The following is a 17,155-nucleotide window of genomic DNA, read 5'->3' as shown; positions in this document are numbered from 1 at the left end:
ATTACTTTTCTATTTCTTCAAATTGCAGATTCACCGGTTCTTCTAAGAGTTTTTCATAAAAGCTTTCTGCCAAATCCGTTACAGGAATTTTTTCATCCACTTCATCAAACCGAATGCTATCCAGCCATACACAGCCTTCTCCTGATAATAAAACACCAAATGCAATACCAAGCGCCTCTTCTTTTATATCTAGTACAACCGAGTATGATTGCCAGTTATTCGTATTTTTTATTGGACGATTTTGCATGTTATCCATAGCAATAGGCTCAGTATCTTTTCCGTCTACTCGCATCCACAATCCTGCCCAGTCTTTTACATTCTCACTCTTAACAAATGCTGTTAAACGTAATCTCTTACCTATGTATTTATCCGCTCGGAACATTTGCATTAATGTTGAAAATCCTCCATGCGTAACGTCCTCTTTTGCCTTTATATATGCGGATACTTTTCCTTGATGGACAACTTCATAATCTAAACCCATCTCATATTCAGCAGGATGACTTCCACTTAATATCCACCCTTTCGGTATACCTTTTTGCATCGAAACACCCTCTCTTTCAATATAAAATGATTGAAAATATTTTCGATATTTCTTTGGCGGGAATTGAAACATTCTTTTAAAAGCCCTCGTAAATGCCTCTTGTGAGGAAAAACCATATTGCACTGCAATATCAATAACCGCTCTTTCAGTCGACACTAAAGCCTGTGCAGCATGAGTTAATCTTCTCTTTCGAATATAATCCGTTACACTCATCCCGATATAACTTTGAAAAATACGATGAAAATGGTACATCGATACTGCACTATGGAATGCCACTCGTTCTGTTGTAAGCTCTTCATCTAAATGATTCTCTATATATTCGATTGCTTTTTTTATCATCTCTTTATATTCTTCATGCATTTCAGTACCTCCTCACAGCTTCAATTTACCATATACATACAAATCAGTTTTGATTTAAATTGCGGATTAACCCTCAAAGGTATAAGAAAATATTTTATTTTCAACACATACATAATTACATGATTTTGGGAAAAACTTGTATAGAACGAATTTACATAAGGAGGAATTTATAATGAGAATTCTACTATCAGTTTTATTAGCTCTTATGCTAGTACCTGCATTAACAGGATGTAAAGCTCCTGCAAAAGAAGACACAACTTCTAATAAAAAGACTACAGAAGAGGCAAAGAATGAAGCTCCTGCTGATTTAAAGTTAAACTTCAATAAATTCGATTTAAAGGCAGACTATCAAGATACAAAGAAAGACTACGAAGCTGATTATAAAAATGTAGCAGCTGATAAGAAAATGGAAGCAAAAATCGAAGATCATAAAGCAGATGTAAAATTAACAGGAGATGAGGCTATTACAAAATTAAGCCCACTTCTACAAGAGTTAAAATTTGATAAAGATACTCCTGACCAAGAAGTAATCGATCAAGTAGTAAACGTGTTCAAACTTGATAAAGACTACCAAAAATTCGATTTAGAAGTTGTCTTCTCTGATGGAACGAAAAAGGAATATAAAAGAGAAATAAAATAAAGAAGTAGGCAGTTGCCTACTTCTTTATTTTATTTTTTAGCATACCGTAAGCTTGATTGAGATCCTAAACCCAAATACAGATGACTTTTGTAAATAAGAGTCTGCCTGGAATACTAGCGGGATTAAAGGATATTCTGTAAACATAATATCTTCTGCTTGATTAATTAAGTTATCAACGTCTTTATTAAAAAGAAAAATATCACTTCTGTTTACACTCCCTTTGATAACATTGCCGGACAAATCATTTCCGAATTTCATGAAGAACGATAGGTGTTAGTATGTGCGGATGAAGACCGTGATGATGAGAAAAAAATAACCTTGCATGCGCAAGGTTATTTTTTCGTTTCTTCTTGAAAACGTTTATAGTATGTCGATGCTGTTGAGAAATTAATTTCGATATCACGAATCAATGATGAATCTTCTTCTTTAGCTAACTTCTGTAATTTTTTCATCGCTTGTTCCGATTCATTCAAGAAACCAACATATAACTCATGTTCTTTTTCTTTTGACTTCGGCACACGAATTTCTTTGCGCATGTGATCGATATCTTCTAACATATCCGTTGTTACCTTTTGCACGTCTTCTTTATATTTAGCATTAGTTATTTCCTTACCGCCCTTTTCTTTTGCAATTTCAAATAACTGTAATGCTTTATTAATTTCTTTATTCATCTTCACATCATACTTTTCATGTACCTCGCGATACACTTTCATCTCTTCTGTTTGTTCAGTAGATTGCTCTACCTTTTCTTGCGATTTTTGTGGTTCTTTCGTATCTTTATTTCCATTACACCCCGCGAGGAGGATCATACTTCCCATTACAGCAATACCCAAAACCTTCTTCATTTCATTTTCTCCTTTTATCTACAGCTACTTATAATTATAGTTTCTTTTATCTCTACTTGTTATTATACCGAGAATGCTCTATTTTTAACACTTAAGACGATATCGTAATATATATACATACATTTTTGTCACAGTATCGTCACTTTATGCAAGTAACTTTTGCACTACTTTACTGTATTGCCACCTCACAGTACTGTAGTAAGCACACATAAAGAACTAAAATATAGATATGAAAAGACCTGGTAATAACTTTACCAGGTCTTTTCAAACGGAAAATTTACTATGTATCTTTACCGCTTCTTATTTATTCACATTCATACGACTACGTTTATGGACGAGAACACTTCCCACCAGCATAGCAACACCCACTAATGTAAGTAAATTATCATTTTGTGAAGCACCTGTTTTTGGCAAAGTTGCTTTATCACTCACTGTTACTGGTGTTGGAGTTACTTTTGTTGGTGTAACTGGTGTCGGTGTAACTGGTGTTGGTGTAATTTGATTTGGCTTATCGATTACTTGATTTGAATTTGGTTCTTTTGTATTAGGTGTATTATTTCCAGTTCCTTCACCATTATTATTTCCTGCTGTATTTTTATCATCTTTCTTTTTACAGTCTTTATTCTCTACTTTTTCAATCGCTACTTGTTTCTTTACAGTTTGATCTCCACGTTTTGCAGTAAAGGTCACTTTTAAATCTTTTAAATTTTTAGCCGTTTCACCAACAATTTGGAAGTATAATACAGATCCTTCTCCTGCTTCCATTGCTTGCACTGGGATTGTCGCTACATTTCCGTTCCATTTAATATCTAGATTCATTGCCCCTTCATGAAGCCCTTCTTGTAAAGAAGCATCCTTTAAATAATCAGGAATTTCTGCTTGCTTATAATGGTCAGGAATTGTTAATTTAATATCTTTTGGAACATCAATTTCCACATCAAATCCCTTTAAGTCCTCAATTGTTAAATTCTGAGTTGTTAATAAGAAATCTAGTATAAATTGATTTTCCCCTAAATTCTGTACACATGTTGTTGCCTTTACTTTCCCTTCAAAACGTATATCTTTGTTCATTTCTGAGAAATCAATATTAGCACTCCCTTTAATTTTCCCAAGAGGCTCATATTCATTATTTGCATGATCAATTAAATATAATTCGATATCTTTACTTACTTTTTCACCGGCTACATTTCCTAAAACAGGAATCTTAATATTTTTTGTAACTGTTTTACCCGCATCCATTTCTGGCAATTGAATTGCAATCGCCTCAGAACCGTCCTCAAGTTCTACTCCATGGACATCTTCAAAATCTCCATCTAATCCCTTTGGTATAGCTATACCAATATAAAGGTCACTTGCCTTTTCCTTAGAGTTATTTGTTACTGTTGCTGTTATATCTAATACATAATGATTTTCTTTCGGATCCCATTTTGCTTTTCCTACTACGTTCCCACTAAAATTAGATACATCTATTGTTTCCTCTTCATCTACTTTTGAAGAAGGTGGCGCTAACGGTTTATTAGTAACTTGTCCTGACGGTGCTACCGGCTTTGCAGGTGTTACATTTTTTTGTCCTATATTCTCTTTCTTTTGCTCTTGTTTATTTTCTTCTACTGATTCCAATTTCTTTTCTACACTAGGTTTTGATTCTTTGAATTCTTTCTTTTCTTCTGGTTTTATAGTCTGCTCTATTTCTTTAGAAACTTCTTTATTTCCTTGATTCTGATCTTTCTTTTGTTCTAGTTCTTTTAATTTCGCATCGTTATTTCCATCTTCAATTTCTTTATCTACTTTTTCCACATTTACTTGCTTCACATTATTATCTTCCGGTGCCGCTAACGCTGCAACAGGAGATAAAGCTAAAAGTGATACAAGAGTTACTGCACTTACCTTTTTAAACATAAAAAATATTCCTCCCCTATTATTGATACCATTCTATTATCTATACCACCCTATACTCTTTACAGAATATAAGACAGACCCAATATCCATTATAAGCAAACAATAAATCGAAAACAATGAAATTACAGAATAATTAGATTTACATTCCAAAAATAAAAAGCAATGACAACATGTCATCGCTTTTTATTTTCCTATACTTCTATATTTGATCCTTTTTGCAAATCAAATTGCTTTTCACTTCGTTTCGCCATAAATAAATAACATAACACGGCTCCCACTTCACAAAGTGCAATAACAACACCCATCGGCAATGCTGTATTACTTCCACCAATACCTACTAACGGTGCAACAAGTGCTCCTGAAATGAACTGTAATAAACCTAATAAAGCTGATGCTGTTCCTGCAGCTTGTTTTTGATTTCTCATCGCTAACGAGAATCCAGTTGTTGATACAACCCCAACACTTGATACAACAAGGAATAACGAGCATAAAACACCAATTAAACCTAGTCCTAATACAATTGTCAGTAGTAAAGATAGACCACCAACAGCCGCAATAATGATGCCAGAAACAAATAATATCTTCTCACTAACTTTTCCTGCTAAACGACCAGTAACTTGGCTGGCAATAATAATACCGATACCGTTAATCGCAAAGAATAAACTAAACTGCTGTGGTGATGCCCCGTATATATTTTGTAACACAAATGGTGAACCAGAAATGTACGCAAACATTGCCGCTGTTACTAATCCTTGTGACAATGCATATCCCATAAATAAACGGTCCTTTAACAATTTCCCGTACGTAGCTAATGTTCCTGATAAACCACCAGTCTCTCTTTCTTCCGGAGGCAATGTTTCACGTAATACAAACGTAGCCGATATTAACATGAATACACTAATTGCTCCAAGAACAATAAAGACACCGCGCCATGTTGTGAACTGTAATAATTGCCCTCCAATAATCGGCGCCAAAATAGGTGCTGCTCCGTTGACTAACATGAGCAGTGAGAAAAACTTCGTCATTTCAGAACCTGAGTACATATCACGTACCATTGCACGAGATATAACAATCCCGGCTGATCCTGAAGCTCCTTGTAGGAAGCGCAATAATACTAAAGTCCAAATAGATGGCGCAACAGCACAAAGTAAAGAAGAAGCAACATAAATAATAAGAGCAATAATAAGAGGTTTACGTCTTCCGTAAATATCACTAATGGAACCGACAAATAATTGTCCTACTGATAACCCCAGTAAACAAGCTGTCAACGTAAGCTGTGCAAGGGATGCACCCGTTTGTAAATCATCCGTTAATTTCGGTAAAGAAGGCAAATACATATCAATAGATAATGGCCCAATCGCTGTAAGTGTCCCTAGTACAAGAATCATCCATAACCTGTTTGTCTTTACAGGCTTATATATTTCTTGATTAACTCCATTCACTTTTTCCATTCACCCTTTCCTATACATACTGAATCGTAACAATTATAGTTACAACATAAACATACGTCAAGTATAGCGTATTTTCCTGTTTCATATTGTAAAAAAAAAGCGATAGAAATTCTATCGCTTTACTTTTTCAAATTGCTATTTGTAAACTTAGATACGGAAGACATCGCCTCTCCTGTATCTAAATATGTGATTTGAATTGGATCTCCCACTTCCGTAAACATAGCATACGGGAATTTTTTCGCAGGTATCATAAATACTTTTTGTTCATTTTCTAACAGTACGTATACAATTGTATTTTCACCTGATTTTTCTTTATATACACGTTGTACAATACCTTCTTTTTGTGCTTCTTTTCCACTTGAAGTCGGTCTAAATGAATCTCCACTTCCGCTCAGCGCATTTTTATAGTTCTCAAGCGCTTCTTTTTGCGTCGAACCTGTTGCAAATATTTTCGCATTAGAAGCATATATGACAGTATGCGCACGTACTAATCCCCCGTCATCAATGACAGGTACAATCCAAGAAGGTTTACCGTACACGTTATAAATAACTGGCATCGTTCCATGCCATTTCTCTCTCTTAAAGGAATTATCCACTACTTCTGTAGCAGCCGAACCATCCATAATTCCTTTTACTTCTTTTCCATTATAGTAATATAACTTCCCTGTCCTTGCATCAATGAGTGAGTAACCTAACGCAGAGTCTACGCCTTCTTTTGGAGAGGTGAAATCAGTAAAGTAATATAGAGTTCCATCCTTACCGAAGATTGGTGTGACTCCTTCTTTCGTTCCCCACTCAGTCGGAATCTTCATATCAGTTTGCGAGAATTTTGTATTCCAAAATCCGTGAATATATTTACCGAAATACGTATTTAACGTAGATGCTGTCTCGTGATTTAATACACCATCAACAAATTTAGGTGCCTTTCCTTTATCATATCTTTTCACTTCACCTGTTTGTGCATCTACTACAACAACACCCTCTACCTCAAATCCAGATCTTCCTGAAATAAATTCACCGTACGTCATTGTATAATACGGTTTCCCTTTATCATCAACTTCAAATTTAGGTTTCCCTTTAAAGATTAGATCTGGTTCTGCTTTTCGAACGACACGTTCTAATTTATTACCGAAAAACATGCTTGGTACATATTTCATTTTATAACCGAGATGTAGTTTCGCTTCCGCATCAGGATTTGTACCTGACATCGTTACATAACCTGGAATTGTTTCAGCTTTACGTGCTTTAAAAAAGCCTGAAACTTCAATCGGTGCTACATATAAAGCTTCACCGTTTACCATTTGTGGTGTTAATTCGCCTAGTTCAAAATAAGCTACTTTGGGGATATCCCCAAATACCTTTTTCATTTTATTTTCCGCTGTTTTAGGCGGCACTGTAAACGGCTGATCATTTTCAGTAAATGGCTCTGAAATATCTTTCTCTACCTTAACAACAGAATCATATTTCTTTTGCGTGATTACTATATCATGCAAATAACCAAAATAACCGTAACTTGCAAGTAAAACAAACATTAAAAGTCCTTTTAATGTACCTTCTAATTTCCCTACCTTATCCTGTGAAAATAAAACAAGCCCAATTAAAATTGCTACTGCAACAGAATAATGAGTAAGAATCGAATCTACGCGATCATCAATTAGCCAAAGATATTCATAGATTGCTATACCAATCCAAAATAAAATAGGAATAACTAAAATAGATGATTTCTTACCCTTTACAATTCTCTCATCTCCTTTCTTATCCACCGTTCGAAGTTTCCTACCGCTTCTTGTCCATGGAATCAAAAACAAAGTGAGAATAGCTAAAACTAAAAATTTCATCAAAGGCAATGTCCCCTTTTCTTTTGTCTTCCCTTTTAGTATAACAAATAAAGGGTATTCAGGTGAAAATAGGAATAATTATATTTTTTTACTACTTAATACAACTCCACTCACTACATATAAGATAGATGCAATATAAAAAATCGTACCAATTGTAAAGAAATCCACTAAATACCCCGTTGCAATAATTGCTACTGCTCCTCCAATCGATGTCCAAACATGGTATTTTCCAATCTCATATCCTGCCTTTTCCTGCATCACCTTTCTTGCTAAAGACGTTTTCTCAGTGTTACGCTGTACAGCGCCTAAAATTCCCATTACAATTTGAAGAATGTATACATGCCAAACTTCTGTGGCAATCGGAAAACAAAGCATTAATATCGCCATGGACCAAGCGTATATTATTAATAATGTTCTATCTCCTACTCTATCAGACATCTTTCCTACTAGCGGATATACAAGTGCTGAAGTTAAAGCAAATAAGCCATATGCCCAACCAAACTGAGAGAAGCTATTTCCAACATTCCGGAGCAATAGAATGTAAAAAGGAAATACCATACTTCCAGCCATCATAATGATACTTTGTGACGCTACAAATCTTCTATATGTCATTTCGTATACTCCCTATAAAATAAATTCACAAATCTCTCTTCTGGATCTACATCCTTCTTCTTCTGAAAAAGCTCTTCTATACGAGGATATGCTTTCTTTAACTGTTCTTTCGTTGGATAAGAATAATACGGCAAATAGTAACTACCGTTATATTTTAAAGTAACATCAATCATCTTCTGAATCACAGCTTCTGTTTTCTTTATCTCATTTTCAGAACGCCCCTGGTTAATTAAAAGCACCAGCGCAAACATATCCTCTTTCGCATAGGATAAAACTGCATTTTCATTCTGCTCCACGTAACGAATCGTAATATTGAGCAAGTTCAGCTCTTCTTCACTTAATACATTACGTAAATCATCTATATATTCCGTGAAAGAATCTATGGGTACAAAGTATTCTTGTAACACTTCTGTACGGTTCGGATTTTCATATTCCATAAAAGCACTATCTGATCTCATAACATTATTTCGCGTCTCATACTTTCCATCTGTACGTTCAAAATAACTTCTTTGTATATCCCAAAATGTATTCTTTCCCCAATCGCTATAACGGGCTAATCCGAGTAAAAATTTCGGCGCAGCTATAATATTTTCTTCTTTTAATTCACTGTACTCTGCTCTCATATTTTGATCTTGTGCCAATATATAATCCGTCACATACATCTCTTTTAAAAATGAATTTGGTGCAACAGAAATACGAGCTAAATGCATACGAACATTTTCATCTTTTCTTACTTTCTCTTTGAAATACGTCGTATATTCTTTATAATCTAGCATTCTTGTGTGCATTTCATATAATTCATCATCTGTTAACTTCAGCGTCACATCTAAAATCACACCAAATAATCCGTAACCACCAATGACATAAGGGAATAACTCCTTATTCTCTTCCCTGCTTACATTACGTACAGTACCATCTGCCATTAACAATCTGAACGACTCTACTGTATCAATTAAGGCTTCGTGACGAATATCACGCCCATGTACGTTTACGCTTAATGAGCCTCCAACTGTAAAAATATTTTGCGATTGCATCACCTGAACTGCAAGACCATATGGATTAATTTTCTTCTGAATATCATTCCACGTGACACCACTTTGAACTGTAATCCGCTTCTTCTCTGGATCAAATTCTAATATTTTATTATACCCTTTCATATCAAGCATCGTACCGTTCGGATAATACGTCTGTCCGCCTTGGCTATGTTGCATACCTGCAATAGAAATCTTCTCTCCTGAGACTCTTGCATCTTGCACTAATTTTATTAATGAGTGCTCATCCGTAGCACTTTCAACACGTTTTATTTTTGTTGGAAGCAATTTACCTACATCACTCATAATAGGATGATCAAGTTGTTTTTTATACGTATGTATAGACGCTGTTAACAACACCGTATACGCTATAATGACAACTACTATCTTTCTTTTTTTCAAATGGCACTCTCCTCTTCTAGCATTCTTCCTCTTCATATTGTACCTATTTTCCTAAGAAGAAAGTATTAACAAAAAAGAGAGAGCCCACTTATTTCAGGTCCCTCCCTCATCAAAACTATCACTTTGCTGCTGGCAATTGTATTGGCTCGAACTTTTCGTACGATGTGAATTTTGCATCAGTCATAATGTGCGCTTTATCTGTACCATTACTACTCATAATCATATCTATCTTTGCTGATTCATATTTAAAGTCTTTTGTAATGATATATTCTGCATTCACTTCTTCTATCTTTGCATTTTGTGCTTGTAGCATTTTCTTTTGTGTTTCATCCACGCTAGCTAACATACTTTCTGTCTCTTGCCCTTTTAATATGAACTTCAGTTTATATTTGTCTCCGCTTTTCTCCATCTTCAGTTTATCTAAAACTACTGCTGGCACTTCTAAATTATCTACAATATCTTGAGTTGCTTTCATTCCGCTAGCATTTAATTGCTCCTCCGGTACAGATATAACTTCTCCTGTATTCGGATTTTTCACCTGACCAGCAACTTTACCATCCACAGTATAAACTACAATATCTGTACCAGAAACATTCATCTCAGAACGAGAATTCTTTTTCTTTGGCTCTAATTGCATTTTAGCCTTTAGTACATCCATCTCTGTCCCTTCAGCTTTTATCCCTACATCATATGTCATCGTTACATTTTCTTCATTTTTAAAAGCCTCATTCGCTTTCTTGAAAACATCCTTCGCTGCTAATTCCTTCTCTTTTTGTACCGATTCTTTTTTCGGTTCATCAGTTTTTGTTGTTTTCTCATTACTACACCCTGCACCTAAACTAACCGTAAGGACTAAACTAGAAATTAAAATAAATTTTTTCATAATTCCCCCTCCTTTCCAAAAGGATATCATCTATTTTCCTTTTAAATCCATATTTTTTTAATATTTCTATCTAATTTTATTCCTCTCATAACAACATGTTTAGAGAAACACTTAAATATGATGTAAAGAAAAACAACTCATTTCAGGAGGTCATTATGAAAGCAATTATTTGCACAAAATATGGACCACCTAGTGTTCTACAGCTCCAAAATGTAGAGAAACCTACACCTAAAAAAAATGAAGTATTAATTAGGATTCATGCAACAAGTGTAACCACTGGAGATTGTAGAATGCGAAGCTTTACTAGTCCACTTTTATTTTGGATTCCTATGCGACTTGTATTAGGGCTTAGAAAACCGAGAAACCCTATACTTGGCGTAGAATTAGCTGGAGAGATCGAAGAAATAGGAATGGATGTGACTCAATTTCAAAAGGGGGATTCAGTCTTTGCATTAACCGGGCTTCATGCGGGTGCTTATGCTGAATATACATGTGTACATGAAAGTGGGTTACTTACATTAAAGCCAAATAACTTAACATATGAAGAAGCTGCCGTTATTCCATTTGGAGGAACTTCAGCACTACATTTCCTGAGAAAAGGACATATACGAAAAGGGCAACAAGTTCTCATATATGGTGCCTCTGGATCAGTAGGTACCGCCGCTGTGCAACTTGCTAAACATTTCGGCGCAACCGTTACGGCTATTTGTAGTAATTCAAATTTTGAACTAGTGCAATCTTTAGGAGCTAATCAAGTAATTGATTATACGAAAGAAGATTTTACAAAGCGAGATGAACGCTACGATATTATCTTTGATGCAGTTGGAAAAATTAAAAAATCCCTTTGCCAAAAAGTATTAACGCCTACTGGTAAATATGTATCTGTTAATGGAATGATGGCAAAGGTAAGCAAAGACGATATGATTCTACTAAAAAAACTAACTGAAACAGAAAATCTAAAGCCTGTTATTGATAGAACCTACCCGTTAGAAGAAATTGGAGAGGCCCATATGTACGTAGAGACAGGGCATAAAAAAGGGAATGTTTCGATTACCTTAAAATAAAATATATTCAGAAAACATTATTGACAATCCCCGTTGTAAGATTTACTATTAGTACCATATTAAAAAACTACATACACAAACTCTTATCAAGAGTGGCGGAGGGACTGGCCCGATGATGCCCGGCAACCGAGCTTATAACGTATAAGCTAAGGTGCTAATTCCTGCAAAACGAATTTTCGTTTTGGAAGATAAGAGAGGAACCTATTTTGTCTATTCGGCACCTCTCTTATTTTGAGAGGTGCTTTTTATTTTGGAACGTATATTAAGGGGGAATTATAAATGAAGAAAGTATTATTAAGTATTGTAAGCGGGGCGGTATTATTATTAGGCGCATGTAGCCCAGGTTCAGATAAAGAGGCTAAAGCACTGGATGAGAAAAAGATTACTGTCGGCGTAACAGGTGGACCACATGAACAAATTTTTGAAAAGGTAAAAGAAGTTGCGGCAAAAGATGGCCTCGAAATTGATGTAAAAGTATTTAATGATTACGTAGCACCAAACGTATCTTTAGATGAAAAAAGCCTTGATGTAAATAGCTATCAAACTAAATCATATTTAGACGTATTTAAATCCGAACGCAATATGAAATTAACTGAAGTATTTTCAACAGTAACCTTCCCTATGGGCGTATATTCAAAAAGCTTAAAAGATATAAAAGAATTAAAAGAGGGCGATACGATCGCTGTACCAAATGATCCAACGAATGAACTTCGAGCTTTAAAGCTATTTGAAAAAGCAGGGGTTTTAAAAGTAGATCCAAAGGCTACAGAAAAAGCGACTGCAAAAGATGTGATTGAAAACCCGAAAAATTTAAAAATCGTTGAATTAGAGGCATCTCAATTACCAACGCAGCTAAGTGAAGTGAAAGCAGCTGCAATTAACACAAACTTCGCATTAGGTGCAAAATTAAGCCCAGCGAAAGATTCCATTTTCCGCGAAGGAAAAGATTCACCATATGTAAACTGGGTCGTTGTTCGTACCGAAAATAAAGATGATGCAGTTGTAAATAAATTAAAGAAAGCTTATCAATCTAAAGAAGTAAAAGAGTTTATCGAGAAAAAATTTGATGGTTCTGTTTTACCGTCTTGGTAGGAGCTGACGATAATGATTGAATTAAAAAATATTTCCAAAGTATTTTCAACAAAAAAAGGGAATGTCGAAGCTCTTAAATCAACTTCTCTTAAAGTAGCAAGGGGCGAAGTATTTGGAATCATCGGATATAGCGGTGCTGGTAAAAGTACATTAATCCGCTGTGTAAATTTATTAGAAAAACCAACGACAGGAAATATCATTGTAAACAATCAAGACTTAACAACTTTATCGACAAAAGAACTAGCAAAAGCGAGACAAAAAATCGGAATGATTTTTCAAGGGTTCAATTTACTTAAAACTGTTACTGTTTATGAAAATATCGCATTACCTTTACGCCTTGCCGGCATTCCAAAAGCCGAAATTGGAAAAAGAGTAGAAAAGTATTTACGTATTGTCGATCTTTTTAATCGAAAAGATGCATATCCAAGTGAGCTTTCTGGCGGCCAAAAACAGCGGGTTGCAATTGCTCGTGCACTATCACATGAACCTGAAGTTTTATTAAGTGATGAAGCAACAAGCGCATTAGATCCAGAAACAACCGATTCCATCCTTGATTTGCTATTAAAGATCAACGAAGAAATCGGAATTACGATTTTACTCATTACACATGAAATGAATGTCATCCAGCGTATATGTGACCGCGTTGCTGTTATGGAACATGGATCTGTAGTCGAAAGCGGGACTGTGAAAGATATTTTCACAAACCCACAACATATAACGACGAAGAAATTTGTAAATAGCGCATTTGCAGCGAAAATTCCAGAAGACGTACAGAAAGAACTGCAAACTACTGGTGAAATTGTAACTCTTTCTTTTATCGGAAATTCTTCAGGAAAACCAGCATTAGCTGTTGCTACAAAACGCTTCCAAGTATATCCGAACATTTTATCCGGTAATATTACACAGTTAAAACATGAGGCATATGGGAAACTTGTCGTTCATATGCAAGGGGAAGAAAATGAAGTACACCGTGCTTTATCATTTTTACAAGAACAAGGGATCATCGTAGAGGGAGGTAGAACAGACTATGGGAAACAAGTCCTTTTTGGATGAATGGGGTAACGTCATATGGGAAGCAACAATCCAAACATTTCAAATGACATCTATTTCATTACTTATCTCTATCCTTATCGCATTACCTCTTGGTGTCACACTGGTTTTAACGAGACCTGGTGGACAGCGGGAAAATAAACTCATCTATCCTATTCTTAATACAGTTATTAATGTCATTCGCTCTCTTCCATTTATCATTCTATTATTCTTTATTTTACCTTTCACAAAGTTTCTAATGGGAACATCCATTGGCGTGAAAGGTGTTATCGTACCACTTGTCGTATTCACAGCCCCTTATATTGCACGTTTAATGGAAACTGCTTTATTAGAAGTGGATCGCGGCGTCATTGAAGCCTATCAAGCGATGGGGGTTTCTACTATTAAAATCATTTGGCACGTCATGGTTAAAGAGGCACGTCCATCTCTTGTACTCGGATTAACAATCGCAACCATTGGCCTAATTGGCGCAACAGCAATGGCTGGACTTGTAGGTGCTGGCGGGCTAGGAGACTTAGCATATCGCTTCGGACATTTACGCTATGAACCTGAAGTAATGTATGCAACCGTCTTTATTTTAATTATCCTCGTTCAAGGGTTGCAGTCTTTAGGGAATGGTGTTGCACGAAGATTGAAGAAAGATTAAAAAGAAGGTATCTCACCGAAATGAGATACCTTCTTTTTATCCCGCTATTTGTGGGCAGTAAGACCCCTACCTCAAAATTCAGTGGAAGCAAAGAAGTTAGGTGGGGGTCGGGCTGCCCGTAAAAGCCCGATTGGTGAAGGCTAATAATCAGTGGGGATGAACACCCCCCCACCGATTAAAGTTTCACTTTATCTTTTAAATCCACCTTCTGAATGAATAACTTGCCCTGTAATCCATCCTGCTTCTTCACTTACTAAAAACTTAATGAGCCTTGCTGCATCCTTTGGCTCACCAATTCTACCAAAAGGAAACATCGGCTTTAATCCTTGTTTTATCTCTTCAGTCATCCAGCCTGTATCGGTTGGACCTGGATTAATTGCATTCACTGTTATTCCTAAGTGGGCGACTTCCGCTGACAACGTACTAGTAAGAGCGTCAATAGCTCCCTTCGTTGTTGCATACGCCAGTTCTCCAGCCATAGGCCCTTGAAATTGCCCCGAAGTCATATTCACAATTCTACCACCAGATTTTTTATCAAATCCTCGGGCAAATTGACTACTTAACAACGTAGTCACACGAACATTTACCATGTAATGCTTATCCAGTTCTTCAGCAGTCAAATTAGAGAAGTCATTATTTGTAGAATACGCTGCATTATTAATTAATATATGAGGGTATCCCAGTTGTTCAGTAACTTTATTTATAAGCTGCTGTGGTGCATCATTTCGAGTTAAGTCTAACTCCATACTCGATACTTTCACACCGTTTTGCAATAGCTCTTCTTTTAATTGTATTTGTTCATTTCGCTCAACGCCCCAAGGCATCTCTTTATCATACTCTGTCCAATACGTAAAAAATATATCGTATCCAGCCTCAGCTAACTCTTTACAAATCGCTGCGCCTATACCGTCTAGACGACTTACACCTGTAACAACTGCTACTTTATTTTTTAATTGATTCATCATATACTCCTCCAAGTTTAAAGGACGCATATTTTATACAAGAGATATAAATTCCCCCCACAGGTATCTATCCTTACAAAAGGGATGTACAAGCCAAATATGCAGTCCTTGCATGATTTACAGATAGCTAAATAAACCCTCACTCATGAGAGAAAAATTCATCTATCTCATTTCTAATCTTCACAAGTTCATCCACATATTGAGTCCTTGTCTCCTTTCCATATATCTCTATTTCTATCATACCCATACGATGTAATATTTCAAATGATAAAAAAATAAAAATCACTATTCCATTCCAAACTTCTATCAATTTTACTACATTATAATATTTAAACAATGGAAATAATCAGAAAAAACACTGGTAAATATTGACTAACCTTCTTATAATAAAACGTGGGGCTAATGTGAGAGTTTAGTTTTACACAAATAGGGGGAAGAAACATGTCAAAAAAATTACTTTCTTTATTTTCTACAGTAATCGTAGCAGCTTTTGTAATAACTGGCTGTGGTCAAAGCGATACGACAAATAAAGAACAAAAAGAAAATGCAGCCAAAGAAAACAAAACAGAAAAAACGGATACAACGAAAGAAAATAAACCTGCTGAAGAAAAATCCGAAGATAAAAAAACTGAAGATAAAAAGCCTGAAAATACAGCTACTAGCTCAAGCGATTATTCTAAGCTGATTTCCTATATGGAAAAAGAAACAGGTGGTAAAACAAAAGTTCTTTTTGAAAATAAAGAACCACAAGTCTATAAAGCTGAAGATGTTTCAGTATCAATGAATAGTTATACATTAGTTGAATTAAATGGATTCCATACGAACTTCGACATTCCATTTAACCGTCAAACAGAGGGCGGGGTTATTCTTGTGAACTATAGCGTGAAAAATAGTTCAGCTAAAGATATCTATTATATGCCAGCATTGGACATGTCGTTTACTGGTGCGCAGAAAGTATATAGTAACTATAAAGATTTAATTCCAAAAGAAGATCAGCTACCAACTAAGCTTTCTCCAACAAATGATTACTTAGTAAAAGCAGGAGAAACTATTTCTGGTTATATCGCTTATCCATTTGGAAAAGATGATTTAGCGAAAATTTCAGGTCTCTCAACTGTCTCAGTCACAGTTCCAACTGCACAAGCTAATAAAGGGAAATTTGATGCCCCAATCGGAAGCCCTGGAAACTTTTCTCTAAGTTTAAACAAACAAGGTTCTGAAAAAGTTGCAGCAGATAAAACTTTCTACCAAGATAAAGTTACAGCTAATAACATGGGCGATAAAAAAATGTTAAAAGAGAAATCAAATATTAATAACAGCCAAGAATTAGGCGCTGTTAATGTTACATTAGATGGATACCAATTTACTCAATTCACACCAAATTCCGTCGAAGCTCCACGCTTTGCAAATTTCAAAAACGGTATTGTTCTATTAACAGTGAAATTCAAGCTTGATAACAAAGATACTCAAGACGTTGCACTATCTCCTATAAGCTCTACATTAAGAATGAATGATGGTACACAATATACGATTAGTGAAGGTATGCTATTAAATTACGACTATAACGCTGCAGTTAAAACTGGAACATCTGGAGAATTGCTGCAAGTATATATTTTAGATCAAGAACAGTATGAAAAGATTTGGAAAGAAAAAAGCTTTGAAATTGAACTAGGACCTATGAGAAATAAAGAAGCTAAAGATATTTCACAAGGTAAAAAAGCTAAATTTACATTACCTAAATAAATTACTAAATATATAATAGAAAAGGCGTATAACATATGATTGTTATACGCCTTTTCTATTTGTATCAAGAACAAAACTTTAATTTAAGTGTATACA

16 protein-coding genes and 1 riboswitch are annotated in these 17,155 nt (G+C 35.3%); of the genes, 7 read left to right on the top strand and 9 right to left on the bottom strand.

What is annotated here, in order from left to right; translation table 11 throughout:
- Nucleotide 1: 1 nt before the first annotated feature.
- Nucleotides 2-901, bottom strand: a complete 900-nt coding sequence (locus COI75_RS05050) for a helix-turn-helix transcriptional regulator (RefSeq protein WP_000544214.1) — start codon at nucleotides 899-901, stop codon at nucleotides 2-4.
- Between the two features lie 172 nt (nucleotides 902-1,073).
- Between COI75_RS05050 and COI75_RS05045 the strand changes: the two genes are divergently transcribed.
- Both COI75_RS05045 and COI75_RS05035 read left to right on the top strand, forming a co-directional pair.
- A complete protein-coding gene (locus COI75_RS05045; RefSeq protein WP_001221559.1) occupies nucleotides 1,074-1,541 on the top strand; it encodes a YusW family protein in 468 nt (155 codons plus the stop codon).
- Between the two features lie 171 nt (nucleotides 1,542-1,712).
- Nucleotides 1,713-1,811, top strand: coding sequence for a DUF3951 domain-containing protein (locus COI75_RS05035; protein ID WP_080013392.1), 99 nt, complete (start codon nucleotides 1,713-1,715; stop codon nucleotides 1,809-1,811).
- A 62-nt stretch (nucleotides 1,812-1,873) separates the two neighbouring features.
- Here COI75_RS05035 and COI75_RS05030 read toward each other — a convergent pair whose 3' ends face one another.
- The 7 genes from COI75_RS05030 to COI75_RS05000 form a co-directional block, all read right to left on the bottom strand.
- The gene (locus COI75_RS05030; protein ID WP_000756537.1) at nucleotides 1,874-2,386 is read right to left on the bottom strand and encodes a hypothetical protein; all 513 of its coding nucleotides are present in this window, start codon (nucleotides 2,384-2,386) and stop codon (nucleotides 1,874-1,876) included.
- Nucleotides 2,387-2,686: 300 nt separating this feature from the next.
- Nucleotides 2,687-4,285, bottom strand: a complete 1,599-nt coding sequence (locus tag COI75_RS05025) for an LPXTG cell wall anchor domain-containing protein (protein ID WP_000475290.1) — start codon at nucleotides 4,283-4,285, stop codon at nucleotides 2,687-2,689.
- A gap of 191 nt (nucleotides 4,286-4,476) precedes the next feature.
- Nucleotides 4,477-5,736, bottom strand: a complete 1,260-nt coding sequence (locus COI75_RS05020; protein ID WP_000416916.1) for a multidrug effflux MFS transporter — start codon at nucleotides 5,734-5,736, stop codon at nucleotides 4,477-4,479.
- A 119-nt stretch (nucleotides 5,737-5,855) separates the two neighbouring features.
- Complete coding sequence (locus COI75_RS05015) at nucleotides 5,856-7,574, bottom strand: DUF3981 domain-containing protein (protein ID WP_000670915.1); 1,719 nt, start codon at nucleotides 7,572-7,574, stop codon at nucleotides 5,856-5,858.
- 78 nt (nucleotides 7,575-7,652) lie between these two features.
- Nucleotides 7,653-8,186 carry an MFS transporter gene (locus COI75_RS05010; RefSeq protein ID WP_000222366.1) on the bottom strand — a complete coding sequence of 178 codons (534 nt, stop codon included), beginning with the start codon at nucleotides 8,184-8,186 and terminating at the stop codon, nucleotides 7,653-7,655.
- Nucleotides 8,183-9,619, bottom strand: a complete 1,437-nt coding sequence (locus tag COI75_RS05005; protein ID WP_000746309.1) for an FAD-binding oxidoreductase — start codon at nucleotides 9,617-9,619, stop codon at nucleotides 8,183-8,185. The genes COI75_RS05010 and COI75_RS05005 overlap by 4 nt, the downstream gene beginning before the upstream one ends.
- Before the next feature lie 118 nt (nucleotides 9,620-9,737).
- The gene (locus tag COI75_RS05000; protein ID WP_000713526.1) at nucleotides 9,738-10,502 is read right to left on the bottom strand and encodes a hypothetical protein; all 765 of its coding nucleotides are present in this window, start codon (nucleotides 10,500-10,502) and stop codon (nucleotides 9,738-9,740) included.
- Nucleotides 10,503-10,657: 155 nt separating this feature from the next.
- On the opposite strand from COI75_RS05000, the gene COI75_RS04995 reads away from it, so the two are divergent.
- The 4 genes from COI75_RS04995 to COI75_RS04980 all read left to right on the top strand — a co-directional run bounded on the left by COI75_RS04995 (nucleotide 10,658) and on the right by COI75_RS04980 (nucleotide 14,354).
- A complete protein-coding gene (locus COI75_RS04995; protein ID WP_000643868.1) occupies nucleotides 10,658-11,566 on the top strand; it encodes an NAD(P)-dependent alcohol dehydrogenase in 909 nt (302 codons plus the stop codon).
- Nucleotides 11,567-11,646: 80 nt separating this feature from the next.
- A riboswitch (SAM riboswitch) is annotated at nucleotides 11,647-11,761 on the top strand.
- An 84-nt stretch (nucleotides 11,762-11,845) separates the two neighbouring features.
- Nucleotides 11,846-12,658, top strand: a complete 813-nt coding sequence (locus COI75_RS04990) for a MetQ/NlpA family ABC transporter substrate-binding protein (protein WP_000756986.1) — start codon at nucleotides 11,846-11,848, stop codon at nucleotides 12,656-12,658.
- 12 nt (nucleotides 12,659-12,670) lie between these two features.
- The gene (locus COI75_RS04985) at nucleotides 12,671-13,711 is read left to right on the top strand and encodes a methionine ABC transporter ATP-binding protein (protein ID WP_000571300.1); all 1,041 of its coding nucleotides are present in this window, start codon (nucleotides 12,671-12,673) and stop codon (nucleotides 13,709-13,711) included.
- Nucleotides 13,686-14,354 carry a methionine ABC transporter permease gene (locus tag COI75_RS04980; RefSeq protein WP_000527156.1) on the top strand — a complete coding sequence of 223 codons (669 nt, stop codon included), beginning with the start codon at nucleotides 13,686-13,688 and terminating at the stop codon, nucleotides 14,352-14,354. The genes COI75_RS04985 and COI75_RS04980 overlap by 26 nt, the downstream gene beginning before the upstream one ends.
- A 188-nt stretch (nucleotides 14,355-14,542) precedes the next feature.
- Here COI75_RS04980 and COI75_RS04975 read toward each other — a convergent pair whose 3' ends face one another.
- Nucleotides 14,543-15,319, bottom strand: coding sequence for an SDR family oxidoreductase (locus COI75_RS04975; protein ID WP_002095959.1), 777 nt, complete (start codon nucleotides 15,317-15,319; stop codon nucleotides 14,543-14,545).
- Between the two features lie 438 nt (nucleotides 15,320-15,757).
- Here COI75_RS04975 and COI75_RS04970 point away from each other — a divergent pair, with 438 nt between their 5' ends.
- The gene (locus COI75_RS04970; RefSeq protein ID WP_098381061.1) at nucleotides 15,758-17,059 is read left to right on the top strand and encodes a DUF5068 domain-containing protein; all 1,302 of its coding nucleotides are present in this window, start codon (nucleotides 15,758-15,760) and stop codon (nucleotides 17,057-17,059) included.
- Nucleotides 17,060-17,155: the final 96 nt, after the last annotated feature.

It is taken from the genome of Bacillus cereus (genome assembly GCF_002564555.1).
In the GTDB taxonomy this organism is placed as follows: domain Bacteria; phylum Bacillota; class Bacilli; order Bacillales; family Bacillaceae_G; genus Bacillus_A; species Bacillus_A cereus_K.
Note: the sequence above shows the minus strand (reverse complement) of the source record. Positions and strands in the feature narration are given on the sequence as shown.

What these genes read in the sequence shown, in the direction of transcription:
- COI75_RS05010 (WP_000222366.1), bottom strand. Translation starts at nt 8,186, where the DNA reads ATGACATATAGAAGATTTGTAGCGTCACAAAGTATCATTATGATGGCT.
- COI75_RS04970 (WP_098381061.1), top strand. Translation starts at nt 15,758, where the DNA reads ATGTCAAAAAAATTACTTTCTTTATTTTCTACAGTAATCGTAGCAGCT.
- COI75_RS05050 (WP_000544214.1), bottom strand. Translation starts at nt 901, where the DNA reads ATGCATGAAGAATATAAAGAGATGATAAAAAAAGCAATCGAATATATA.
- COI75_RS04995 (WP_000643868.1), top strand. Translation starts at nt 10,658, where the DNA reads ATGAAAGCAATTATTTGCACAAAATATGGACCACCTAGTGTTCTACAG.
- COI75_RS04980 (WP_000527156.1), top strand. Translation starts at nt 13,686, where the DNA reads ATGGGAAACAAGTCCTTTTTGGATGAATGGGGTAACGTCATATGGGAA.
- COI75_RS05025 (WP_000475290.1), bottom strand. Translation starts at nt 4,285, where the DNA reads ATGTTTAAAAAGGTAAGTGCAGTAACTCTTGTATCACTTTTAGCTTTA.
- COI75_RS04990 (WP_000756986.1), top strand. Translation starts at nt 11,846, where the DNA reads ATGAAGAAAGTATTATTAAGTATTGTAAGCGGGGCGGTATTATTATTA.
- COI75_RS04985 (WP_000571300.1), top strand. Translation starts at nt 12,671, where the DNA reads ATGATTGAATTAAAAAATATTTCCAAAGTATTTTCAACAAAAAAAGGG.
- COI75_RS05030 (WP_000756537.1), bottom strand. Translation starts at nt 2,386, where the DNA reads ATGAAGAAGGTTTTGGGTATTGCTGTAATGGGAAGTATGATCCTCCTC.
- COI75_RS05045 (WP_001221559.1), top strand. Translation starts at nt 1,074, where the DNA reads ATGAGAATTCTACTATCAGTTTTATTAGCTCTTATGCTAGTACCTGCA.
- COI75_RS05000 (WP_000713526.1), bottom strand. Translation starts at nt 10,502, where the DNA reads ATGAAAAAATTTATTTTAATTTCTAGTTTAGTCCTTACGGTTAGTTTA.
- COI75_RS05015 (WP_000670915.1), bottom strand. Translation starts at nt 7,574, where the DNA reads ATGAAATTTTTAGTTTTAGCTATTCTCACTTTGTTTTTGATTCCATGG.
- COI75_RS05020 (WP_000416916.1), bottom strand. Translation starts at nt 5,736, where the DNA reads ATGGAAAAAGTGAATGGAGTTAATCAAGAAATATATAAGCCTGTAAAG.
- COI75_RS04975 (WP_002095959.1), bottom strand. Translation starts at nt 15,319, where the DNA reads ATGATGAATCAATTAAAAAATAAAGTAGCAGTTGTTACAGGTGTAAGT.